The sequence below is a fragment of the Leeuwenhoekiella obamensis genome (assembly GCF_055391795.1).
This window is the reverse complement of record NZ_AP029251.1, coordinates 3,242,788-3,265,182: the sequence shown is the minus strand read 5'-3', so window position 1 is coordinate 3,265,182 and position 22,395 is coordinate 3,242,788. Positions and strand designations below refer to the sequence as shown.

The following is a 22,395-nucleotide window of genomic DNA, read 5'->3' as shown; positions in this document are numbered from 1 at the left end:
CCTGGCCTAATTTTGGTTATATTTACCAAAAACAGAACAATTGCGTCACTTCAAGGCTTTTTTGCTTGTATTCTTTATTTCCTTTGCTTCTCAAGCTCAGGAAGATCAACTTGCGCGCAATTATTTTGATCAAGGTGAATTTGAAAAAGCAGCAGCAACCTATGAATCACTGCTAGAAGCTTCACCAAAGAACAAGATCTATATTCTAGGTCTGGTAAAATCTTACCAGCAAATAGAAGCTTATGACAAGGCAGAAGCACTGTTGCGCAAGCATATGGATACTTCTTTACCTCAACCTGATCTTGAAATAGAATTAGGTCACAACTACGACCTAAGAGGTAACAAAGAAGAAGCACAAAAATTTTACCGTATCGCGCAGCAACGCACCTTTGAGAATCCGGGATATGCGTATGTTGTAGGTCGTGCTTTTGAGAAATATAGTATTCTAGATTTTGCCGCAGAAACGTATGAAAAGGCTATGGAAAATGAAAGCAGAATGGTCTTTCACCCACAGCTGGCTCAGATTTATGCAGAGCAAGGTCACATTGATAAGATGTTCTCTATTTATGTAGATCTTATAAAAAGAGACATGCAATACCAGCCTATTGCACAACGGTTTTTTGCGCAGTACATAACAGAAGATCCTGCTAACAAAGCAAATGTTACATTCAGGAATATGCTTTTAAAACGCATTCAGCAGGATCCTGATCTTATTTATAATCAATTGTTGAGCTGGCTTTTTATCCAACAAAAGGATTACAAAAAAGCCTTTTTACAAGAAAAAGCTATTTACAAAAGAAGTAATGGCGACATGCAAGGGATCATTGATCTTGCCGGCATCACCATAGAAGATAACGATCAAGAGATCGCAGAAGAAGTCTTGACTTTTGTGATAGAGAATAGTCAAAATCCTAACATAAAACTTTCAGCGAGACAGCAATTGCTTACGCTAAAAAGCTTAAACGCTCCTGAAAAAGAATACACTGAGATCGCTGAAGAATATCAAGCGCTTATTACAGAATTTGGCCGTGAGCCATTAACGCTTTCTCTGCAGGTTGAGTATGCGCATTTCTTGGCTTTTAATATGGATCAAAAAGAGCAAGCGATCGCCTATTTAAAAGAAAGTCTAAAGCTTAATCTTAATGATTTTCAGGAAGCGCGAGCAAAAATGGAACTTGCCGATATTCTTGTGCTAGATGAGAAATTCAACTCTGCGCTGATCTATTATTCGCAAGTGCAAAAGAAGGTAAAAAATGATGTGCTGGCGCAAGAAGCTCGCTATAAAGTGGCGAGAACGAGTTATTACAAAGGTGATTTTGAGTGGGCGCAAACGCAGCTTAAGGTTTTAAAATCTTCGGCAACCCAACTTATTGCAAATGATGCTCAACGCCTCTATTTACTCATCGCAGACAATTCTCTTGAAGACACAACGCTAACGGCTTTAAAGCTTTTTGCACATGCAGATCTTTTGGCATTTCAAAAGAAAAAAGAAGAAGCAGCAAAAGCTTATGGTCTTATCCTAGAAAATCATAAAGGTGAGAGTATTGAGGATGAAGCTTTTTTGGCGCAAGCCAAAGTATATGAAGAACTAGAAATGTATGAGGAAGCTAAAAAAGACTACCTCAGCATTATACAGTATTACAGCAAAGACATTCTGGCAGATGAGGCGCATTATCATCTTGCGAATCTGTATGCCGGCCCATTAAATGATCTAGAAAAAGCGAAAGAACAGTATGAGCAAATTCTCTTTAATTATGAGGATAGCATTTACTACGTTGAAGCACAAAAAAAATACAGGCGTCTGCGAGGCGATGCCATAAATTAAAATTCCCCTTAATGGTAATATATAACGTAACATCTAATGTAGACGATAGCATTCATGAAGAATGGCTACAATGGATGAAAGAAGAACATATCCCACAAATTCTAAGCACTGGTAAATTTGCCAAAGCTCTTATGAGCAAAGTACTGGTTGAGGAAGAAATGGGCGGCACAACATATTCTGTGCAATATTTTGCAAAATCTAGAGAACATCTGGACAAATACTACGCAGAAGACGCACCTGAATTGCGCAAACACGTAGCCAGATTTACAGACAAACTGGTTTCTTTTCGCACAGAAATGGAAGTTATAGGCGAAGCATCTATACAAAAGTCATGAGCAAAAATCCCTCTGGCAGCGTACGCGCAAAAAAACATCTGGGACAACACTTTCTCAAAGATGAGAACATCGCTGAGAAGATAGGAGACACGCTCACGCAGCATGGTTATGACCACGTACTTGAGATAGGTCCTGGTATGGGTGTGCTTACAAAATACATCTTGCAAAAAGATCTTGATGTTACCGTTATGGATCTAGACACAGAGTCTATCGCGTATCTGCAAGAGCAATTCCCGTTAGAGCATCCCGCGCTTAAGCTAGACAGATTCACGATCCTAGAAGGAGATTTTTTAAAGTATGATCTTTCTGAGATCTTTGGCGATAAGCCATTTGCCATCACAGGTAACTTCCCGTATAATATTTCGTCTCAGATCGTTTTTAAAGCGATAGAATGGCGCGATCAGATCCCAGAATTTACCGGGATGTTTCAAAAAGAAGTTGCGCAGCGCATTTGCGAGCCAGAAGGTTCAAAAACTTACGGTATTCTTTCTGTTTTAACGCAGGCTTTTTATGATGCCGAATATCTTTTTACAGTTCCGCCCACGGTTTTTAATCCGCCGCCTAAGGTAGATAGCGGGGTTTTACGCTTAACGCGAAAAGAAAACTTCCATGATATAGGCTGCGACCCTAAGTTGCTTTTTAGAGTTGTAAAAACAGCATTTCAACAACGCCGAAAAACCCTGCGGAATAGCTTAAAATCCTTCGGGTTGAGCGATGAGTTAAAAAGCGATCCACTTTTCGCCGAAAGGCCAGAACAACTAAGTGTAGCGCAATTTATCGCGCTCACAAATATGCTGGCATAAACAGTTGCTCGCTTTACTTTAATATGCGTTTAACGCATTATTACTGCCCTTAGCAGGATACTTTAATTATATTTGTTCGGCAAAAAAACCTGACGGATGATCACAAGGCCCATTCCATTTGAGGTTACAGACGAGCTACTAGACCAGATCAGGCAGCTCATTAATGAAGGTGACAATAGTGGCCTTGAAGAGCTTCTTGAAGAAGTTCACCACGCTGATATTGCCGAAATTCTAGATGCCCTCAACACTGAGGATGCAACATATCTTGTAAAACTTCTTGATAGTGAGAAAACCTCTGAAGCTCTTATGGAGCTTGACGAGGACGTGCGTGAGCGCCTGCTAGATAATCTTACTGCTAAAGAGATCGCAAGTGAGCTAGAAGAGCTGGATACTGATGATGCGGTAGATTTTATCTCTGAGCTTGACGACGAGATGCAGCGCAAGGTTATTAGCGCGATAGAAGATGAGAAGCATGCTCGCGACATCGTAGAGATGTTAATGTATGACGAGGATTCTGCGGGTGGTCTTATGGCAAAAGAACTTGTGCGAGTTCGCGAAACCTGGACGGTTGCTGGCTGCGTGCGCAAAATGCGAGCGCAAGCACAAAATGTAACTCGCGTTCATAGTGTGTATGTTGTGGATGCTCAGGATAGATTAATAGGTAGATTATCGCTTAAGGATCTACTTACCGCTGACGCAAAATCTAAGATCGCAGATATTTACATAGCTAATGTAGATCATGTTAACGTTAAAGATAAAGGCGAAGAAGTTGCTCGCTTGATGCAAAAATATGACCTGGAAGCCATCCCGGTTATCAACGATGCAGGCACGCTTCTAGGAAGAATTACCATTGATGACATCGTAGATTTTATTAGAGATGAAGCAGATCGTGATTATCAAATGGCGGCAGGTATCTCTGAAGATGTAGAAGCAGATGACTCGGTTTTTAGGATCGTAAGAGCACGTTTGCCTTGGTTACTTCTTGGCCTAGTAGGAAGCCTTTGTGCGGTTTATATCATGCAAGGTTTTGGCAGCGCGCTTACCAGTCACCCAGAATTATTTTTCTTTACTCCGCTTATTGCAGCGATGGCAGGTAATGTAGGAGTTCAAAGTAGCGCGATCATCGTACAAGGTCTTGTGAATGATAATGTAAAAGGCAGTCTATTTCTTAGATTGATCAAAGAAGTTAGCATCAACCTCATCAATGGCGCGGCCGTTGGTATGCTTGTTATCGCTTTTGCTGCGATAATTTCGCTCGAAACTATGGTAGGCCTCACCATAGCGATCGCCATGATTTGTGTGATGATGGTAGCGGCGCTTATTGGCACTTTTGTCCCGATAATTTTGCACAAACGCGGTATCGATCCGGCGATCGCAACCGGACCTTTTATTACCACTAGCAACGATATTTTCGGGATATTTTTATTCTTTCATCTTGCAAAATGGATCTTGGGATTCTAGTTTTCGCTTAAAGCGAAATTTACTCCCATTGCTTTACTTCTCAACACGCTGTGTTTTACCTTTGCAGCAATGAAACCTGCGGTATTTAAAAAAGAAATTACAGTTGCTGCATCTGCGATAGATTTGATGAAGCATGTAAATAATGTGCAATATTTGCAATGGGTACAGGATGTTGCAGAAGCACACTGGAAGCAGGCCGCAACAGCAGAACAGCTAGAGCATTTTGCTTGGGTTGCATTAGAGCATCATATAAAATATGAGGCGCCAGCATTTGAAAACGAAATACTAATTCTAGAAACTTGGGTAGAAAAATTTGAAAGCGTAAAAAGCATACGACGCACAAAAATTTACAGAAAAGAAGACAGCAAAACGATGGTTAATGCTACTACACATTGGTGTCTGTTGACCATGCCTAAAGCAAGACCCGCCCGAGTTACAACAGAGATTATTGAAAGATTTTAAAGCAATGAAAGTTTTACATATAGACGCAAATCACCCATTATTAATTGAGCAATTAGCAGATCTTGGTTGCGAGAATCATGAAGATTACACTTCTTCAAAAGAGGATGTTGAGCAAAAGATCGCCGCTTATGATGGCGTAATCATTAGAAGTAGATTTAAGATCGATAAGCAATTTCTAGACGCGGCTACAAACCTTAAATTCATAGGTCGTGTAGGCGCTGGTCTAGAAAGTATTGATGAAGAATATGCTGCGCAAAAAAATGTAAAACTCATCGCTGCGCCAGAAGGCAACCGCAACGCTGTGGGCGAGCATGCTATGGGAATGTTGCTTATGCTTTTCAACAAACTCAATCTTGCCAATGCAGAAGTGCACGCCGGCCAATGGAATCGTGAAAAAAACCGCGGCGTTGAGCTTGAAGGCAAGACCGTGGGCATCATAGGTTATGGCAACATGGGTAGAGCCTTTGCAAGAAAACTTAGAGGTTTTGACTGCGAAGTGATATGCTATGATATTAAGCCAGATGTTGATAATGCAGATGCAGAGCAAGTCTCACTTGCAGAGTTTCAAAAAGAAGTAGATGTTGTAAGTCTACATACACCGTGGACGCCGCTTACTAACCAGATGATAAACAAAGAATTTATTGATGGTTTTGCAAAACCGTTTTGGTTTATTAACACGGCACGAGGCAAAAGTGTGGTGACCGCAGATCTTGTTGAAGCGCTTAAAAGCGGTAAGATCCTAGGGGCAGGATTAGATGTTCTTGAGTATGAAAAACTCTCTTTTGAGACGCTTTTTACAAATCCTGATGAGATGCCAGAGCCGCTTAAATACCTTCTTAACGCAGACAATGTTGTACTCACACCGCATATAGCCGGCTGGACGGTAGAAAGTAAGATGAAACTTGCACAAACCATTGTAGACAAGATCAAAGCGCACTTCTTTAACTAACTTAAAGATAACGTTAGGATTCCGTATTATTTTTTAACTTGGTAGTCACTAACCTGATTACCATGAACATATTCTCACCAAACGACCAGAACAAAAGTCTAACCGTGAGAACCATCACAGCGTTAGACAAACTGAGCGATGGTCTCAAACACCTTTATATTAAGGGTCAAAAAGCCACCGGCCTCACACCTTTACAGATCAAGATCATGCTCTACATTGCTGGTCATGAACCTGAGCTCAACACCGTTTCTAATTTAGTACGCGAACTCATGGTCACAAAAGCGACAATAAGCGACTCTATAAAAGCGCTCGAGAAAAAACGCATGATCATAAAAAAACTGGATACAAAAGACAACAGGAGTTTTAGTATCTGGCTTTCGCCAAAAGGTGAAAAAAGCATAGAAGAGCTGCAAAACCTCATGCAGCCATTTGAAAAAGCACTTCACAACCTCTCTACCGAAAGTTCCGAGCGTTTGTATGTAGAACTATATTCCATTTTAAAAGTTCTAGATTCTTCAAAAACGATCAATATTCAGCGGGACTGTCTTTCTTGTAAAAATTATCGCAGTGACGGTATCAATCACGCATTTTGCATGAAACTAAGAACACAGATCAAAGCGCATGAAAAACGCATGGATTGCCCGGTTTATGAAAAACAATTAGTCAAATCTATAAATTAAGATCATGAAAAAAAGAGTTACAGGCTTAGGCGGATTTTTCTTTAAATGCAAAGATCCAGATGCAGTAAAAACATGGTACAAAGAAAGTCTAGGTATCCCAACAGATCAATACGGCTGGACCTTCTGGTGGCGAGATGAAGATGGTAAAAAATGCTCTACGCAATGGAGCCCTATGGATCAAGGCACACCCTATTTCGCGCCAAGCGCAAAACAATTTATGATGAACTTTAGAGTAGAGAATCTTGTTGAATTACTCAAAGTGCTCAAAGAAGAAGGCGTCACTATTGTGGGAGAAATTGAAGAATATGAGTATGGTAAATTTGGCTGGATTCTTGACCCAGAAGGAAATAAAATTGAACTTTGGGAGCCTGTAGATACGGCGTTTCTATAATTTTATTAGTTTTAAGCACATCAATTAACAACCATGGAAACCAATCAAAATTTCAACACCGGCAACGAAAGCTGGAATCAACCAACACCGCCACCATCTAACGACAAGAAAATTCTTGCAGGGATTTTAGCTATCGTTCTAGGGTCGCTAGGCATCCACAAATTTGTGCTAGGTTATAATCAAGAAGGCATCATTTTACTGGTCGCAACCATTGTAGGTTATATCTTAATGTGCGTTGTCGTTGGAGCATTTATTGTAGTCGCAACAGGAATTATAGGCTTGATAGAAGGCATCATTTACCTCACAAAATCAGATCAAGAGTTTTATGAGACTTATGTTCTGAACAAAAAACCCTGGTTTTAATTTTTGAAAAAAATTGTCTCTTTAATATTTCTTTTGATTCCCATAGCTATATTTAGTTGTAGGGAATCAAAAGAAATTTTTACTTATACGCAAAGCATACAAGCATGCGATACTTGTGAATTTCAAAATCCTTATACAATATTTAGATGGAGAAAAAGTCTAATTTTTGAGAACGATTCCTTACTAAAGTTCAGTGCAATGCTGCATGATGTGGGAGCGGTAGCTGATATCAAATATTTCCGCACCGACAATTTTATATTTATCGATTCTCATTCAGTTAGCAGCAAGAAATATTTGCAAGATTTTCCTCAAAATATATATGGTCATGTATTAGTGGACTACAAAGATTCAATTGTAGACAAAGAGACATTAGAAACTTATGTATCCAAAAAACATATTGATTCTATTATTAAATCCTACAAAAAAGTTGTTTACGTAATAATAGACAATAAGAAAATTCGAATTTCAAAAAGAAATTCTATGAATATTCATCAACTTAAGCTCCTAAAAAATTTGGATGTCAAGATTTTAGACAAAAAAATTGCGCAAGACAGATTTAACATTAACTCTAGATATGACACTTATATAATTAATCAAATAGTCAATACAAATTCTATTAAGTAGTGGAAATTAGCATAAATATTTTTTCTATAAGAGATTTTCCAAATGTTGTCAAAATATACAAAGCCGGACTAGACACCGGCATCGCAACTTTTGAAACCGCTGTTCCGTCTTATGAAGAATGGGATGAGCGGTTTTTAAATGTTTGTAGGTTTTGCGCTTTCGCGGAAAATACTCTTGTGGGTTGGGCAGCGTTAAGCCCACGATCTAAGCGATCTTGCTACAGCGGTGTCGCTGAAGTGACGATCTATCTCGAACCACAATTTCAAAGAAAAGGTTTCGGTAAAAAACTACTCGCTCATCTTATAACCGCAAGTGAGCATGAAGGCTTCTGGACGCTTACAGCACATATTTTCCCAGAAAACAAAGCCAGCATAGCATTGCACGAAAAGCTAGGTTTTAGAGTCGTGGGACAGCATGAACGTATTGCACAGCGCAATGGTAAATGGCATGGAAATGTGATATTAGAACGCCGCAGCGAGAAGTTTTAATCTTCGTCGTCTTCGTTAAGGCTTTTTCCTGCCTCAAGCTTTTTCTCAAGTTCTGCTTGAAATTCTTCTAAAACAGGTTTTACCGTACTTTCAGGAAGGTCTGCGATGCGTATGTACATCAACCCATCTACTGAGTTATTAAACAAAGGATCTACATTAAAAGCGATCACCTTTGCATTTTGCTTGATGTACTTCTTAATAAGGACAGGAAGGCGCAGATTACCGGTTTCAAGTTCTTCTATGAGTTTATCAAATTTGTTTAAATCTGCTTCACTTTCATCAAAAACAAACTCTTTATCAGCATCCTTAAGTTTTACCTTAAACTCCTTTTTAGGTCTTATGTATTGCGCAACATAAGGATCGTAGTAATGCGACTTCATAAACTCAATCATCAACGACTTTGAGAAGTTTGAAAACTGATTGCTGATACTCACGCCGCCTATTAAATATTTATGCTCTGGATGACGCAAGGTGGTATGCACAATCCCCTTCCAAAGTAAGAAAAGCGGCATGGGTTTTTGCTGATATTCTTTGATGATAAACGCGCGTCCCATCTCGATGCTTTCGCTCATCATTTTGTGCAATTCTGGATCAAACCGGAAGAGACTTTGCAAGTAAAAACCATTTATACCATGATTCTTGTAAATCTCTTTACCCAGACCCATTCTATATGCTCCAGCAATTCTCTTTGTCTCATCATCCCACAAAAACAAATGGTGATAATATTGATCATATGGATCAAGGTCCAAAGGTTCATTAGTTCCTTCTCCTACCTCTCTGAAGGTTATTTCGCGTAAGCGACCAACTTCTCTTAGCGCATTAGGCACAACTTGCGCTGGCGTGAGAAAAACTTCATAATTCTTACTTTGCAGAAGACGGCAGTCGTTTTCGCGCAAGCGATCTATTTCTTGTTCTATTAATTCGCCGCGTACTTCTCCTGCGATTTCTTTTGGCTCTTTTGCAATTTTAAGCGATTGCGGAATGTTACTTAGCAGTTTCTTTTTTTCAAAAGTCTTTGCTAGCATGTATGTTTTTTTGCGCAAAAATTCTGTGAACTCATTGAGATCTTCGTGCTCTTTTTGCGCTTTTACAGAAATGGGATGCCCTATACGCACTTCTATCACTCGGTTTTTTTGAGTAAAAAGCTCAGACGGCAATTTTGCTGTACGCAATGTATCGCTCATCTGCGATAGCTTGTAGAAAAGTCGGCTGTTTTTTGCATGAAAATAAATAGGTACAACGGGCACTTCGGCCTTTTTAACCAACTTCATTGCGGCCATTTCCCAAGGACGATCAATAATGAGTTTATCATCTTTATAAGTAGAAACCTCACCCGCCGGAAAAACTCCCAGTGGATGACCGTCGCGCAAATGCGATAAAGCTTGCTTAAAACCAGCAACGCTACTCTTAACATCCTTGCGATCTTCAAACGGATTTACCGGCATCACATACGGCTTTAACGGCGCTATGCGATGTAATAAGAAATTTGCGATGATCTTAAAATCTGTGCGCTGCTCTAGCATAAGTTTAAGCAACAAAATGCCGTCAATACCACCTAGCGGATGATTGCTTATCGTGATAAAAGCGCCGTCTTTTGGTAAGCGTTTAAGATGTTCTTCGGGCATGTCGAATTTGATCTCAAACTCGTCAAGAATCGCATTAAGAAACTCAAGATCGCTAAGATGCTTGTTTCTATTGTAGATCTCGTTTGCTTTAGAAATGCGCAAAACCTTCATGAGTGTCCACCCCATAAACGTTCCCAAAAAGCCAAATTTATCAGCCTTTATACTTTGAGCAACTTCTTTTGCGGTAACTAATCCCATGGTTGGTTTCTTAGATTTTTTTGGTAAACAAAGATAGAATAAAATGGATTTAGTCCTTTTTAAGAACCATTTGTACTGTGTTACCTAATGTTTGTTTAATGAGCACTTCTGCCTGCTGCTCAATATCTTTAACAGCCTTAGCCGTTGCATGTCTTATGGTAAAAAGATCTACAGGATGTTGCACACTAACTTTAAAATTCGCCTGAAGCTCTGCAACCAGCTCATCTAGCTTAGTGTATTTATCATTAACACAAACAGAGAAGCTTATCGCCGAATTCTGTATCAAGTCTACTTTCATTTTAAATTTTCCCAGCAATTTGAACACCTCGCCTATGTTCTCTTCCATCATAAAAGAGAAATCTAACGACGAAAGCGAAATAAGCACCTGATCTCTTTTTATAATATAACACGGCGTTGCAGGTTCTATTGCATCACCTAGCGTTACGCAAGTTCCTTCTTTGGCTGGAGCCAAAAAAGGTTTTACATACAGCGGGATCTCCTTGCGCTGCAAAGGCTGTAACGTCTTAGGATGAATTACAGAAGCACCATAAAAAGCAAGCTCTATCGCTTCTTCATATGAAATGTTATTTAGCAAAACAGCGTTCTCAAAATATCGCGGATCTGCACTTAAAACCCCAGGAACATCCTTCCAGATCGTGAGGCTTTTACCATCCAGACAATAGGCTACGATCGCACCCGTATAATCACTTCCTTCTCGTCCCAGCGTTGTGGTGAATCCGTTCTCGTCAGACGCTATGAAACCTTGCGTGACGTACATTCCGGTTTTTGAGATGTGAGATTTAAAATGCTCTCTAGTCGCTTCCCAATTCACTTTACCTTCACGGTAATTACTATCTGTTTTTATAAATTCACGCGCATCGATCCACGTATTTTCATTGCCATTAATCTTCAAAAATTCATGAATGATCAGCGTGCTTATAAGTTCTCCTTGACTCACCACCTGATCATAAACAAAGTCATAATTAGGTGATTTATTGCGTGAGAGAAAGTCTGTGATCTCGTTGATTTGGCTTAAAGCCAAATTAAAAACAGCATGACCCGCAGGGAAGAGTTCGTCAAGAATATTCTTGTGATAACTCCACACGGCGGCGAGATGATCTTTAAAGGTTTGGCTTTCGCCAAAATAAGCCTTAACCACTTCCTCTAGCGTATTTGTGGTCTTACCCATCGCCGAAACTACGATCACCATATTCTTAACCTGCGTGGTGTTTAAAACGTTGAGAACATTTTTTATAGCAGCAGCATCTTTTACTGATGCTCCGCCAAATTTATAAACCTCCATGCGCTTTAACGAAGTTCTCGATTCCTTCTTTATCCATTTGTACGGTGTGCCAATCTTTCATCACGAGAGCTCCGCTTTTTTCGTAGAAGTTAATGGCGTTCTCATTCCAGTCTAGCACAACCCATTCTACACGACGCACGCCTTGTTTGTGGCCGTATTTAATTACAGCCGCATATAGCTCCTGCCCTATCCCTTCGCCGCGTCTTTCGTGCTTGACGATAAGATCTTCAAGGTGAACGGTGCGACCCTTCCAGGTTGAGAAGCGGTAATAGAAAAGCGCAATGCCTACAATACCGGTTTCATCTTCTGCAACAAAGCATTTAAACTCAGGATTATCACCAGTTCCATAGGCGATAAGATCGTCTACAGTGATTTCAACCGCATCGGGTTCTTTTTCAAAGACAGCAAGTTCATTGATCAATCGTAATACTGATGCCATATCATTAGCATCGGCAAATCGTATAGTAACGCTCATGGGAATATTGTTTATATCCCAAATTTAATCAACCGTTGTCTTTTTCGCGGAAGCGAAACGCTATTATTTATCTAGTAAGTATAAGTAATCGTCAAAGTCTATCCCACCCTGAAAGATCTCTATTGAGCGTCTAATGATCTTCTTTGACTTATCTGCATTGAAGCCCAGACCTATAGCATAGCGCTCTATCAAGAATCTCTCGTGATCGTCTATAGAGTGATCTACAAAGATCATTCTAAAAAGATCGTGCAGGCGCTCTAGGCGTTTTTCAGATTCGTTAGGTGGATTGATAGGATATTTTGTAGGATCCTTAAGCACTTCTTTATATTCTGTCTCACTAATGTCTAGCTTTACAGCAAAGCGACGCAGTAGTTTTTCTTCTTCTTCATTAAGCGCACCATCTACGGTCGCGATATTAGCAATTGACGCAAAGTGGCTTAGGTTTCTTCTGTGTAGACCACTATCAAACAAATCTGTAAAAGACATACTTCTTTTTTTAAAGTGCCCAAAGATAGCTATATCTACAACTTTTTAAAACTGATTTCTTGCTTTTGTGCGATAGGCTGTTTTGAGCAATAGACTTTGAGTTCTTACCATAAGATTAAGGGCCTTCGCTAATGTTTTCTTAATCACAAAGCGAGTTTACGGTTCAATTGGTAATTTTCAGTTTGATCAACATTTTGCTTTGAAAAATATTACCCGAGAACCGCTTTTACAATTTAATGAAAATGGTATTTACTGCGCTGCCGCCGGAGTCTATCTTGATCCGTGGCGCAAGGTGGATAAAGCCATTATTTCGCATGGCCATGCAGACCATAGCCGCTGGGGAATGAAAAGCTACATCACGCATAATTCTAACATACCTATTATCAAGCATCGCCTGGGAGAAGATATCACGGTTGCTGGTTATGATTTTGACGAAAGCTTTACCATAAACGGCGTGAAGTTTAGCTTTCATCCTGCGGGGCATATTATAGGAAGTTCGCAAATAAGAGTGGAACACAAAGGCGAAGTTTGGGTTTTTACAGGTGATTATAAAACTGAGGATGATGGCGTTGCCGTGCCTTATGAAATGGTAAAATGTGATACGTTTATCACAGAATGTACCTTTGGATTACCAGCTTTTAAATGGCGACCACAAGAAGAGGTTTTTAAAGACATCAACAACTGGTGGGCAGAAAACAAGGCCGAAGGAAAAACTTCGGTTCTTTTTGGGTATTCGCTAGGCAAAGCGCAGCGACTTTTAAAACATCTGGATACTGACATCGGGAAGATTTACACCCACGGCGCTATAGAAAACATGACTGAAGTAGTGCGCCAACTTATAGACTTACCGCCAACTGAACGCGTAACTCGAGAAACAAAAAAAGAAGATATTAAAGGTAATATTGTTATCGCTCCGCCTAGCGCGCATGGCACAACCTGGATAAGAAAAATGGTTCCTTATGTCACGGCATCTGCGAGTGGATGGATGACGTTTCGTGGTGCGCGAAGGCGACGTGCGATTGACAAAGGTTTTGTGCTAAGCGACCATTGCGACTGGCAAGGATTGCTACAAAGCATTAAAGCCACAGGCGCTGAAAAAGTGATTTGCACACACGGATACACAGATATTTTCTCCCGCTTTCTCCGCGAACAAGGCTATGACGCCCGCACTGAAGCCACACAATATGAAGGCGAACAGGGTGAAGAATCAAAAAGTGAAACTTCTAAAGACGATGAGGCATGAAAAGATTTGCAAACCTCATCCGGAAAATAGACAGCACAAACAAGACCAACGTTAAGGTTGACGCGCTGGCTGATTATTTTAGAGAAGCTCCCGCAAAAGATAAACTTTGGGCAATCGCGATTTTGTCGCACCGCCGTCCGCCGCGCCCGGTGAACACGACTTTGTTGCGACTTTGGGCTACCGAGCTGGCTAAAATCCCATTGTGGTTGTTTGAAGAAAGTTACCATATCGTGGGCGACCTTGCCGAGACGATTGCCTTGGTCATTCCAGCTTCAGAAGAAAGTACTGAAAAAAGTCTGAGTCAGTTTCTTGAAGAAATCGTGGAGCTCAAAAAGCGCAGCGACGAGGAAAAACGCGAGTATCTGCATGAGAACTGGACGGACCTTAATTATTATGAGCGTTTCGTTTTCACGAAATTGATTACCGGAAGTTTTCGCATTGGCGTAAGCCAAAAACTCATGACGCGTGCCCTTTCTAAAGCGACAGAAATTGATGAAGATATTCTCGCCTATAAACTTATGGGCGACTGGACGCCGATGAAAACCACGTTTGAAAAGCTGATACTCGAGGAGAACGAGGAAGATTACCTCAGCAAGCCGTATCCTTTTTACCTCGCGTATGCGATTGAAGATGAACCTGAAGATTTGGGCGATGTGAGCGAGTGGTTTGCAGAGCACAAATGGGACGGAATCCGGTCGCAGGTCATCATTCGCAATAACGAGGTTTTTGTGTGGAGCCGCGGTGAAGAGCTGGTTACAGACAAATATCCGGAGTTTCAGGAATTTGTCAATATCATCCCAAATGGCACTGTCATCGACGGAGAGATTTTACCTTTTAAGGATGAGAAAATCGGTACGTTTAATGACTTGCAAACCCGCATTGGGCGCAAGAATGTTACAGGAAACTTGCTCAAAAAGACTCCGGTAATTGTCAAAGCCTACGACATTTTAGAATGGAATGGCGAGGACATTCGCAATATGGCTTTCGCCGAAAGGAGAAAAATATTAGAGAAACTTTACAACGAGGTGCGCAATGAAGAAATCCCGTTGCGACTTTCAGAAACCATGGAGTTTGAAAATTGGGATGACGCTGCCGCGGAAAGGGAACGCAGCCGGGAAGTGATGAGCGAGGGATTGATGCTTAAGCGAAAGGATTCTCCATATCTCGTGGGGCGCAAAAAAGGCGACTGGTGGAAATGGAAAGTTGACCCGCTCACTATTGATGCTGTACTCACTTATGCCATGCGTGGTCACGGTCGTCGCAGTAATTTGTTTACTGATTACACCTTTGGGCTTTGGGACGAGAATAAGGAAGAATTAGTCACTTTCGCGAAAGCGTATTCTGGATTGACAGACAAAGAATTCAGGTCGCTGGATGCGTGGATCAAGAAGAACACTTTAGAGCGTTTTGGCCCAGTGAGAAGCGTGACGCCGCATCATGTTTTTGAAATCGCCTTTGAAGGAATCGCCGAATCTTCTCGCCACAAAAGTGGTGTCGCAACGCGCTTCCCGCGAATGTTGCGCTGGCGAACAGACAAAAAAATTGAGGAGGCGAATACATTGGAAGATTTGAAACAACTAATTCCAAGACCCAAGAAAGACAAAACTTAAAAAGACTCCCCTCCTTATTCAAGGAGGGGTGCTTCGCAAACTGCGAAGCGGGGTGGTTAAAAAGGGAAGGAGTTTGAAAAACTCAAAAGATTATTTTGCGGCAATTGCAATGACGAATACTCAAGTAAAATCCTTAGCAAAAAAGTGGTTCAAAACCCAGACCTGGAAGCCATTCCCCTTTCAAGAAGAGACGTGGGATGCATTTCTTACGGGTAAAAACGGACTGCTGAACGCACCCACGGGAAGCGGGAAAACCTATGCGCTGTGGATTCCTATTGTTTTGGATTACATCCAAAATAATCCTGAGTATAAAACCAAGCACAAAAAAGGATTAAAAGCAATTTGGATTACTCCACTACGTGCACTTTCAGTAGAAATCGCGCAGGCGAGTCAGCGGTTTGCTGATGGTCTCGAAACACAACTTACCGTCGGGATTCGTACGGGAGATACGCCTTTGGCCGAAAGGCAAAAACAAAAGAAAAATCTGCCCGATTTACTCGTCACCACTCCTGAAAGTCTGCAACTGCTGCTGAGCAGTAAGAATTATGATAAGATGTTTAAGGATTGCTCTGCGATTATCGTGGATGAGTGGCACGAATTGCTAGGCACAAAACGCGGAGTTCAGGTTGAGCTAGGCCTTTCTCGACTTAAAACTATTGCTTCTAAAATACGTATTTGGGGAATTTCGGCGACCATTGGTAATCTTCCTCAAGCGCGCGAAGTGTTGCTGGGAACTGGCTCAAAAGCATTGGAAAATTCAGTGTTGATAAAGGCTGAATTAGACAAAAACTATCTGGTGAAAAGTATAATTCCAGATAGTATGGAATCCTTTCCATGGCGCGGGCACCTAGGCCTGCATTTGCTTGACGAGATTGCACCTATTATAAATTCAAGTAAGACTACTTTAGTTTTTACCAATACACGTGGACAATGCGAATTGTGGTTTCAACGGTTGATGCACAAGTATCCGGAGTTTGCCGGCGAAGTCGCTATGCACCACGGAAGCATCAGTAAAGACACGCGGATTTGGGTTGAAGAAGCCATTCGTAATGAAACGCTGAAGGCCGTGATTTGTACTTCGAGTTTAGACCTCGGTGTAGATTTTGCTCCAGTGGAAACTATTATTCAAATTGGCGGCCCCAAAGGCGTCGCGCGTTTTTTACAACGTGCCGGCCGAAGTAATCACCGTCCCGGCGAACCCAGTGTGATTTACTTTTTGCCCACGCACGCCATAGAGTTGGTTGAAGCTTCCGCATTAGGAAAAGCTGCGGTAAATCAAGTGGTAGAAGATAGAGTTCCATATTTGTTGAGCTTTGATGTTTTAGTGCAATACCTCACGACTTTGGCGGTTTCTGATGGTTTTTATCCCGAGGAAATCTGGCCCGAGATCAAGCAGACTTTTTGCTTTCAAGCGATAAGCGAAGACGAGTGGCGCTGGGTGCTCAATTTTATCACAAAAGGCAGTCAATCTCTGGAGGCTTATGATGAATACAAGAAAGTTGAGATTGAAGATGACGGCAAATTTAAAGTGAATAACCGTGGCATCGCCATGCGTCATCGCCTGCAAATAGGCACCATTGTGAGCGACGCCATGCTCACTGTAAAATATCTCAAAGGCGGCTTCATCGGTACGATTGAAGAATGGTTTGTTTCAAAACTTTCACCCGGCGATGTGTTCACCTTTGCAGGAAAAAACCTCGAACTCTACCGCATCAAGAACATGCAGGTTTTGGTCAAAAAAGCCAATCCAAAAAAGAAAGCACGCACCGTAAGTTGGATGGGCGGTCGCTTGACACTTTCGGCGCAGATGAGCGAGCTGTTGCGCAAGGAACTTTACTCGGCCAACGAAGATGCTTCAAAACAAACGTGCGAAATGCGGGCCTTGGACCATCTTTTCGCGCGACAGCGCAAAGAAAGTATCGTGCCAAATGAGAATCAATTTCTCATAGAAACCTTTAAAACCCGCGAAGGTTTTCATCATCTTTTTTATCCTTTTGAAGGTCGGTTTGTGCACGAGGCGCTAGGCAGTTTGCTCGCGTATCGCATCAGTTTGTTGTCGCCCATTTCCTTTAGTCTGGCGTTTAATGATTACGGTTTTGAGATACTTTCAGACCAGCAAATCGATATACAACAGGTGATAGATAACGACTTATTCACGCCCAGTTTTTTACTTGACGATCTACAAAAAAGTCTCAACTCAACTGAAATGGCCCGAAGGAAATTTAGAGACATCGCTGTTATTGCCGGCATGGTCTTTACCGGCTATCCCGGCAAGATGATCAAGAACAAACATCTGCAAAGCAACAGTCAGTTATTGTTTGATGTTTTTCGGGATTATGAGCCTGATAATTTGCTGTATCAACAGGCATATCGAGAGACGTTTGAGCACCAACTGGAAGAAGGTCGTTTGCGACTGGCTCTTGAGCGTATCGAGCAGCAAGAGATCATCCACAAAGCGTGCGAAAAAGCTACGCCTTTCAGTTTCCCGATAATTACAGACCGCTTACGCGAAAAGCTCTCAAGTGAGAAACTTGAGGACAGAATCAAGAACATGTTGCGGTATCTGGATAAGATTTAGGTTTTCGCTTACGCGGAAAGACCGAATTAACCCTTCCGTCATCGCGCTTAGGCGCGCTGCCACCTTCCCTTAAAAAGGGAAGGAGTTTAAAGTTCTCTTGCTTAATCGTGCTGAGCTTGGATTCGCCATAGACGAAGACGGGGTGGTGCTTTTTGGCGAAAGCCAAAACCTCATCCTTAACAATTTTTAGTCTTTCATTTAGAAGAAAATAACGTGAAACAGCCTGAAAACACTGGGGTTGCTTTGTATCTTTATTAAAAACCAAGAGTTATGAAAAGTATACAACCATATTTGACATTTAGAGGAGAATGCCAGCAGGCGCTCGACTTTTATAAAGGAATTTTTAATGCCGAAATCAAGAATGTTGAGACTTATGAAAATAAGGAAATTGATATTCCCGGTGATTACCGCAAGAAGTATCAGCATGCAGAATTGAAAGGAAAAGGCATCAATATAATGGCGTACGATGCATCGCCAGACACACCGATAAATGAAGGAAATCAAGTGTCTTTGAGCATTGACCTTGAAAGCAAGGAAGAAACGGATGAGATTTTTGAGAAATTATCGCAAGGCGGGCAAGTGAGAGAAAAATTGCAAGAGACGAGTTGGAATGCTTATTACGGCAGTTTACGCGATAAATTTGGCGTCAACTGGATGCTGAATTACCAGAAAAACTAGACATTAGATTGATATGAAAAAGAGAAAAACCGGGACGAGAGTCTCGGTTTTTTGTTTTGGCGAAAGTCAAATAAAAACACGATTTTTGTGTAGCTATGAACAAGACCATTACTATTCTTGATAACACCTTCACGCTGCATCCTTGCGGGTCTGTTTTTTGGGAAGAAAAAAACACCCTTTTAATCGCCGATGTGCATCTTGGCAAAGTGTCGCATTTTAGAAAACATGGAGCAGCTGTGCCGCTTAAGGCGATGCATGAAAACTTCAAACAGCTCACAAAAACCGTTGAAGCTTTTAATCCAGAAATCGTGTGTTTTTTAGGTGACCTTTTTCATAGTTCGCTTAACGCGGAATGGAAACTTTTTGAAAAATGGGTTGCTTCCCGAAGTGAAAAAATTATTCTCGTGGCTGGAAATCATGATATCATTTCGCCACTGAAATACGAGGCGATAGATATTAAGATCTATTCTGAAATTGAGCTGCATCCATTTTTATTGACGCATCATCCTGAAGAACGCGAGGGCTTTTTTAATTTCTCAGGACACATTCATCCCGGGATCAAACTCGGCGGAATGGGGCGTCAACTCTTAAAACTTTCATGTTTCTTTAAGACTGAAAATCAAATGATACTTCCGGCTTTTGGTACATTTACAGGAAATTACTTTTTAGATCCTCAAGACGGTGACGAGGTTTTTGCGGTCACAAAAAATGAGGTAATACAAGTGTGCTGATGAGAAAGAAACTTGCTATCATTAATTTACTTTCTGTGATCGTGGTGATCGCAGTGAATTATTACGCTCAGATCTTTAAGATTAACGGAGTTACCGTGGGCGAAGTGAGCAACAAATATGATACGCTGTTCACTCCGGCAGGGTATGCTTTTGCGATTTGGGGAGTGATCTTTCTTGCGATCTTAGGGTTTGCTTTGTTTCAAGTGCGGCGAGCGTTTTTCAGTGAAAAAGATTCTCCTTTTATTGAACAAACTGGGTATTGGTTCGCTATTGCGAACCTTTGCAACACTGCTTGGGTCATTGCCTTTAGTTATGAGGTTTTATGGCTTAGCGTTATTTTGATCTTCGGCCTATTTATCTCTTTGATGAAAATCGTGTTTCGCACGAATATGGAGCGCTGGGACGCGCCTATTGAAGTTATTGCATTTGTATGGTGGCCTATTTGTTTTTATAGCGGCTGGATCGCTGTGGCTAGCATTGCGAATGTCGCTGCGTTTTTGGTCAAAATGGATTTGGCGGGAAGCCAACTAACTCAAATTATTTTCACAATGGTCATGATCGTTATCGCTGTGTATATCAACAATATCATGACCAATCTACGCAACATGCGAGAATTTGCGATGGTGGGCGCTTGGGCGCTTGTTGCCATTTTCATAAAAAACAAAAATGATATTATGAGCGTGGCGTATTTAGCATTGCTAGGTGCGATAATTCTTGCTGTAACCGCAGGTTTACACGCCTATCGCAATAGAGCGACTTCACCCATGGTGAAGTGGAAAGAGAGATTTACTAATTCAAGAAAGTAATTTTTTATTATATTTAAATGCTTATTATCAAAAAGTTAATAATTTGTAGCTTTTAAAAACTATTAATAATTTTACACCATAACGTCCAAAGAAGCGGATTTACCACCTTTAGATTTTCCGTCTAAAGGATTAATAGCGGTAAATACTGACTTTGGACTTTTTTTATTTATGAAAACTGCTATTTTAATTGATGGAGGTTTTTTTATTAAAAGATATTCATGTATCAAAGGCTTTGAAAAAAGTGATACACCAGAACAAGTCGCTAAAAATCTGGTGTCCTATTGCTTTAAACATATCCAACGTATAAATCGATATCGCGAGAGATACAATTTACCTCCCACAGAACTATATAGAATATTTTTTTATGATGCTCAACCATTTGATGGAGATTCTCATAATCCAATTAGTGGGAAATCAGTAAGCTTTAAAAAAACAGACGTTTACAAATTCAGGCATTCTCTTTTTACTGAATTAAAAAAACAGAGAAAGATTGCCTTACGACTAGGTTTCCTAAAAAATAGTTCAAGACTCTGGTCTATTAAGTCTAGGCACACTAAACCTCTTATAAGTGGGAAAATTGAAATTTCTGATTTAACTGAAAATGATTTGGAATATCCCTTATCACAAAAAGCTGTCGATATGAAAATTGGCTTAGACATTGCCACTCTAGCATTCCAAAGTCAAGTAAGCCAAATGGTATTGATTGCGGGAGATAGTGATTTTGTCCCAGCTGCAAAATTTGCCAGAAAAGAAGGTGTTGATTTCATATTGGACCCAATGCTCAATAATATTGATCCGTCCTTACACGAACATATAGATGGATTAATGACGATTAAAACAATGTCCAATAAAAAAATTATTCCGTAACTATTAAACCATCGCCTTAATATCACTTGCCCAACTAGGATACGTAAAAATCATTCCTTTAAGCGTTGAGCAATCTAGCTTGCCACACATTGCCATAACAAACATATTTATAGTTTCGGCGGCATCTGCGCTAAGAATATGAGCGCCAATTACCAGTCCGGTTTTTTTATCTACAAGCGTTTTGTACGCATAGCAATTCTGGTTAAAGCGCTTGCTGTTGTACCAGTGCGGCACGTTCGCCTCTTCCACATGAAAATCATACCCTTTTTCTCGCGCCTCTTTTTCATTAAGTCCCACAGAAGCTAATTGCGGCTGCGTAAAAACTACGCTGGGCGTAGGCGGCACTTCTAGTTGCATCACGTTACCCTTTAGCAAATTGTATTTTACCACACGCGCTTCCTGCGAAGAAAGCGGCGTCAACGGCAACGTCCCACTTGCCGAAACATCACCACAAGCAAAAACATCAGGATTTGTGGTGCTTTGCAGATATTCATTTACGGTAATCCCGTCTTTCTCAAAAGCGATATTTCCTTTCTCAAGATCCAGTTCTTCTATTGATGGCACACGGCCGGCGGTATTAAAAACCATTTCGGCTTTTACTTCTACGGTTTCTTCTCCTCTTTTTCCGCTTACGCGAAAATTCTTCCGAAGTTTTTCAATCTCAGTTACCTGAGTTCCTAAGACAAACTCAATACCAAGCTGTTCGCTATTTTCTTGCAAATAACCGGCAAGCGTTTCATCAAAATTAGACAGGATCTTGTCGTCAGAATCTATCACCGTTACTTTCACTCCACAACGCGCAGCGATGTGCGCAAACTCCATCCCCACATATCCCGCACCGATGAAGATCATACTTTCGGGCAAATGCGGAAGCTCAAGAAAATCATCACTGATCAAAGCATGTTCGCGACCTGGAATTTTCAGTTCTACAGGATGCATTCCTGTTGCGATAACGATCTTTTTTGCTTTCACCGTTTTTCCTTCAACCGAGAGTGTATTCTCATCTATAAATTTAGGCGACTGATGATACATCTTTACGCCTAGTTCAGTGAAATCCTTTTCCGTCGCAGCGGGAATTGCATCAGTGAACGTGCTTTTAAATTTCATCAGATCTTCCCAATTCACCTCTGGCACACCGTTGAGTCCTTTTCCCGTAAGGTTTTTACTCATTTCCATAATTTCTGTAATGCCTACAAGCACCTTTTTTGGGTCGCAGCCGCGGTTAGAACATGTTCCGCCATATTCTCTTCTATCTGCAATAGCCACGCGCCATCCTGCTTCTACACAAGCAGTAGCTACGCGTTTTCCTGCGGTTCCTGTTCCTATTACAAAAAGATCAAATTCTTCGATTGCCATACATTTTGAGGTCTTTTGGCGAAAGCCAGATTGAATTTTTCTAAAATTAGGTAAGGCA

The 22,395-nt window shown here is 41.0% G+C and carries 23 protein-coding genes; 18 read left to right on the top strand and 5 right to left on the bottom strand.

Annotation, left to right across the window (positions count from 1 at the left end; all coding sequences use genetic code 11):
• The first annotated feature begins 40 nt into the window (after window positions 1–40).
• The 11 genes from ACZ5L8_RS14445 (at window position 41) to ACZ5L8_RS14395 (ending at window position 8,381) form a co-directional block, all read left to right on the top strand.
• Window positions 41–1,825 (top strand): tetratricopeptide repeat protein, encoded by a 1,785-nt coding sequence (locus ACZ5L8_RS14445; protein ID WP_464438373.1) that lies wholly within the window; start codon window positions 41–43, stop codon window positions 1,823–1,825.
• A gap of 11 nt (window positions 1,826–1,836) precedes the next feature.
• Entirely contained in the window at window positions 1,837–2,160 is a 324-nt protein-coding gene (locus tag ACZ5L8_RS14440; protein WP_464438372.1) for a DUF4286 family protein, read from the top strand.
• Window positions 2,157–2,963, top strand: coding sequence for a 16S rRNA (adenine(1518)-N(6)/adenine(1519)-N(6))-dimethyltransferase RsmA (gene rsmA / locus ACZ5L8_RS14435; RefSeq protein ID WP_464438371.1), 807 nt, complete (start codon window positions 2,157–2,159; stop codon window positions 2,961–2,963). The genes ACZ5L8_RS14440 and rsmA overlap by 4 nt, the downstream gene beginning before the upstream one ends.
• A 111-nt stretch (window positions 2,964–3,074) precedes the next feature.
• Window positions 3,075–4,424 carry a magnesium transporter gene (gene mgtE / locus ACZ5L8_RS14430; protein WP_464440968.1) on the top strand — a complete coding sequence of 450 codons (1,350 nt, stop codon included), beginning with the start codon at window positions 3,075–3,077 and terminating at the stop codon, window positions 4,422–4,424.
• Window positions 4,425–4,493: 69 nt separating this feature from the next.
• Window positions 4,494–4,886 carry an acyl-CoA thioesterase gene (locus ACZ5L8_RS14425; RefSeq protein WP_464438370.1) on the top strand — a complete coding sequence of 131 codons (393 nt, stop codon included), beginning with the start codon at window positions 4,494–4,496 and terminating at the stop codon, window positions 4,884–4,886.
• 4 nt (window positions 4,887–4,890) lie between these two features.
• Window positions 4,891–5,835: a 2-hydroxyacid dehydrogenase gene (locus ACZ5L8_RS14420; RefSeq protein WP_464438369.1), complete on the top strand. Its 945-nt coding sequence runs from the start codon at window positions 4,891–4,893 to the stop codon at window positions 5,833–5,835.
• Window positions 5,836–5,897: 62 nt separating this feature from the next.
• A complete protein-coding gene (locus tag ACZ5L8_RS14415) occupies window positions 5,898–6,515 on the top strand; it encodes a MarR family winged helix-turn-helix transcriptional regulator (protein ID WP_464438368.1) in 618 nt (205 codons plus the stop codon).
• Between the two features lie 4 nt (window positions 6,516–6,519).
• Window positions 6,520–6,906, top strand: a complete 387-nt coding sequence (locus ACZ5L8_RS14410; RefSeq protein WP_464438367.1) for a VOC family protein — start codon at window positions 6,520–6,522, stop codon at window positions 6,904–6,906.
• A 33-nt stretch (window positions 6,907–6,939) separates the two neighbouring features.
• Entirely contained in the window at window positions 6,940–7,269 is a 330-nt protein-coding gene (locus ACZ5L8_RS14405; protein WP_464438366.1) for a TM2 domain-containing protein, read from the top strand.
• A gap of 3 nt (window positions 7,270–7,272) precedes the next feature.
• Window positions 7,273–7,893, top strand: a complete 621-nt coding sequence (locus ACZ5L8_RS14400; RefSeq protein ID WP_464438365.1) for a hypothetical protein — start codon at window positions 7,273–7,275, stop codon at window positions 7,891–7,893.
• Window positions 7,893–8,381 (top strand): N-acetyltransferase family protein, encoded by a 489-nt coding sequence (locus ACZ5L8_RS14395; protein WP_464438364.1) that lies wholly within the window; start codon window positions 7,893–7,895, stop codon window positions 8,379–8,381. The genes ACZ5L8_RS14400 and ACZ5L8_RS14395 overlap by 1 nt, the downstream gene beginning before the upstream one ends.
• On the opposite strand, the gene ACZ5L8_RS14390 is transcribed toward ACZ5L8_RS14395, so the two are convergent.
• The 4 genes from ACZ5L8_RS14390 to ACZ5L8_RS14375 all read right to left on the bottom strand — a co-directional run bounded on the left by ACZ5L8_RS14390 (window position 8,378) and on the right by ACZ5L8_RS14375 (window position 12,468).
• The gene (locus tag ACZ5L8_RS14390; RefSeq protein WP_464438363.1) at window positions 8,378–10,204 is read right to left on the bottom strand and encodes a GNAT family N-acyltransferase; all 1,827 of its coding nucleotides are present in this window, start codon (window positions 10,202–10,204) and stop codon (window positions 8,378–8,380) included. The genes ACZ5L8_RS14395 and ACZ5L8_RS14390 overlap by 4 nt on opposite strands.
• 49 nt (window positions 10,205–10,253) lie before the next feature.
• Window positions 10,254–11,507, bottom strand: a complete 1,254-nt coding sequence (locus tag ACZ5L8_RS14385; RefSeq protein WP_464438362.1) for an aspartate kinase — start codon at window positions 11,505–11,507, stop codon at window positions 10,254–10,256.
• Entirely contained in the window at window positions 11,494–11,982 is a 489-nt protein-coding gene (locus tag ACZ5L8_RS14380; protein WP_462599955.1) for a GNAT family N-acetyltransferase, read from the bottom strand. Before ACZ5L8_RS14380 ends, ACZ5L8_RS14385 begins: the two co-directional genes overlap by 14 nt.
• A 63-nt stretch (window positions 11,983–12,045) precedes the next feature.
• Entirely contained in the window at window positions 12,046–12,468 is a 423-nt protein-coding gene (locus ACZ5L8_RS14375) for a tellurite resistance TerB family protein (protein ID WP_464438361.1), read from the bottom strand.
• A gap of 199 nt (window positions 12,469–12,667) precedes the next feature.
• Here ACZ5L8_RS14375 and ACZ5L8_RS14370 point away from each other — a divergent pair, with 199 nt between their 5' ends.
• The 7 genes from ACZ5L8_RS14370 to ACZ5L8_RS14340 all read left to right on the top strand — a co-directional run bounded on the left by ACZ5L8_RS14370 (window position 12,668) and on the right by ACZ5L8_RS14340 (window position 20,981).
• Entirely contained in the window at window positions 12,668–13,711 is a 1,044-nt protein-coding gene (locus ACZ5L8_RS14370; RefSeq protein WP_464438360.1) for a ligase-associated DNA damage response exonuclease, read from the top strand.
• The gene (locus tag ACZ5L8_RS14365) at window positions 13,708–15,321 is read left to right on the top strand and encodes an ATP-dependent DNA ligase (RefSeq protein ID WP_464438359.1); all 1,614 of its coding nucleotides are present in this window, start codon (window positions 13,708–13,710) and stop codon (window positions 15,319–15,321) included. Before ACZ5L8_RS14370 ends, ACZ5L8_RS14365 begins: the two co-directional genes overlap by 4 nt.
• Before the next feature lie 109 nt (window positions 15,322–15,430).
• Entirely contained in the window at window positions 15,431–17,899 is a 2,469-nt protein-coding gene (locus ACZ5L8_RS14360) for a ligase-associated DNA damage response DEXH box helicase (protein ID WP_464440966.1), read from the top strand.
• Between the two features lie 270 nt (window positions 17,900–18,169).
• Window positions 18,170–18,577: a VOC family protein gene (locus ACZ5L8_RS14355; RefSeq protein WP_464438358.1), complete on the top strand. Its 408-nt coding sequence runs from the start codon at window positions 18,170–18,172 to the stop codon at window positions 18,575–18,577.
• A gap of 95 nt (window positions 18,578–18,672) precedes the next feature.
• Window positions 18,673–19,308 carry a ligase-associated DNA damage response endonuclease PdeM gene (pdeM, locus tag ACZ5L8_RS14350; RefSeq protein WP_464438357.1) on the top strand — a complete coding sequence of 212 codons (636 nt, stop codon included), beginning with the start codon at window positions 18,673–18,675 and terminating at the stop codon, window positions 19,306–19,308.
• Window positions 19,308–20,114 carry a tryptophan-rich sensory protein gene (locus ACZ5L8_RS14345; RefSeq protein WP_464438356.1) on the top strand — a complete coding sequence of 269 codons (807 nt, stop codon included), beginning with the start codon at window positions 19,308–19,310 and terminating at the stop codon, window positions 20,112–20,114. Before pdeM ends, ACZ5L8_RS14345 begins: the two co-directional genes overlap by 1 nt.
• A gap of 168 nt (window positions 20,115–20,282) precedes the next feature.
• Window positions 20,283–20,981, top strand: coding sequence for an NYN domain-containing protein (locus ACZ5L8_RS14340; RefSeq protein WP_464438355.1), 699 nt, complete (start codon window positions 20,283–20,285; stop codon window positions 20,979–20,981).
• A gap of 3 nt (window positions 20,982–20,984) precedes the next feature.
• Here the strand turns inward: ACZ5L8_RS14340 and ACZ5L8_RS14335 are convergent, their stop codons facing one another.
• Window positions 20,985–22,337 carry a dihydrolipoyl dehydrogenase family protein gene (locus ACZ5L8_RS14335; RefSeq protein ID WP_464438354.1) on the bottom strand — a complete coding sequence of 451 codons (1,353 nt, stop codon included), beginning with the start codon at window positions 22,335–22,337 and terminating at the stop codon, window positions 20,985–20,987.
• Window positions 22,338–22,395 lie beyond the last annotated feature (58 nt).

Bases quoted from the DNA above. Each gene is read 5' to 3' on its own strand.
- ACZ5L8_RS14405 (WP_464438366.1), top strand. From the start codon at position 6,940: ATGGAAACCAATCAAAATTTCAACACCGGCAACGAAAGCTGGAATCAA.
- ACZ5L8_RS14420 (WP_464438369.1), top strand. From the start codon at position 4,891: ATGAAAGTTTTACATATAGACGCAAATCACCCATTATTAATTGAGCAA.
- ACZ5L8_RS14345 (WP_464438356.1), top strand. From the start codon at position 19,308: ATGAGAAAGAAACTTGCTATCATTAATTTACTTTCTGTGATCGTGGTG.
- ACZ5L8_RS14410 (WP_464438367.1), top strand. From the start codon at position 6,520: ATGAAAAAAAGAGTTACAGGCTTAGGCGGATTTTTCTTTAAATGCAAA.
- ACZ5L8_RS14440 (WP_464438372.1), top strand. From the start codon at position 1,837: ATGGTAATATATAACGTAACATCTAATGTAGACGATAGCATTCATGAA.
- ACZ5L8_RS14360 (WP_464440966.1), top strand. From the start codon at position 15,431: ATGACGAATACTCAAGTAAAATCCTTAGCAAAAAAGTGGTTCAAAACC.
- ACZ5L8_RS14375 (WP_464438361.1), bottom strand. From the start codon at position 12,468: ATGTCTTTTACAGATTTGTTTGATAGTGGTCTACACAGAAGAAACCTA.
- pdeM (WP_464438357.1), top strand. From the start codon at position 18,673: ATGAACAAGACCATTACTATTCTTGATAACACCTTCACGCTGCATCCT.
- ACZ5L8_RS14340 (WP_464438355.1), top strand. From the start codon at position 20,283: ATGAAAACTGCTATTTTAATTGATGGAGGTTTTTTTATTAAAAGATAT.
- rsmA (WP_464438371.1), top strand. From the start codon at position 2,157: ATGAGCAAAAATCCCTCTGGCAGCGTACGCGCAAAAAAACATCTGGGA.
- ACZ5L8_RS14335 (WP_464438354.1), bottom strand. From the start codon at position 22,337: ATGGCAATCGAAGAATTTGATCTTTTTGTAATAGGAACAGGAACCGCA.
- ACZ5L8_RS14355 (WP_464438358.1), top strand. From the start codon at position 18,170: ATGAAAAGTATACAACCATATTTGACATTTAGAGGAGAATGCCAGCAG.
- ACZ5L8_RS14415 (WP_464438368.1), top strand. From the start codon at position 5,898: ATGAACATATTCTCACCAAACGACCAGAACAAAAGTCTAACCGTGAGA.
- ACZ5L8_RS14365 (WP_464438359.1), top strand. From the start codon at position 13,708: ATGAAAAGATTTGCAAACCTCATCCGGAAAATAGACAGCACAAACAAG.
- ACZ5L8_RS14390 (WP_464438363.1), bottom strand. From the start codon at position 10,204: ATGGGATTAGTTACCGCAAAAGAAGTTGCTCAAAGTATAAAGGCTGAT.
- ACZ5L8_RS14380 (WP_462599955.1), bottom strand. From the start codon at position 11,982: ATGAGCGTTACTATACGATTTGCCGATGCTAATGATATGGCATCAGTA.
- ACZ5L8_RS14385 (WP_464438362.1), bottom strand. From the start codon at position 11,507: ATGGAGGTTTATAAATTTGGCGGAGCATCAGTAAAAGATGCTGCTGCT.
- ACZ5L8_RS14425 (WP_464438370.1), top strand. From the start codon at position 4,494: ATGAAACCTGCGGTATTTAAAAAAGAAATTACAGTTGCTGCATCTGCG.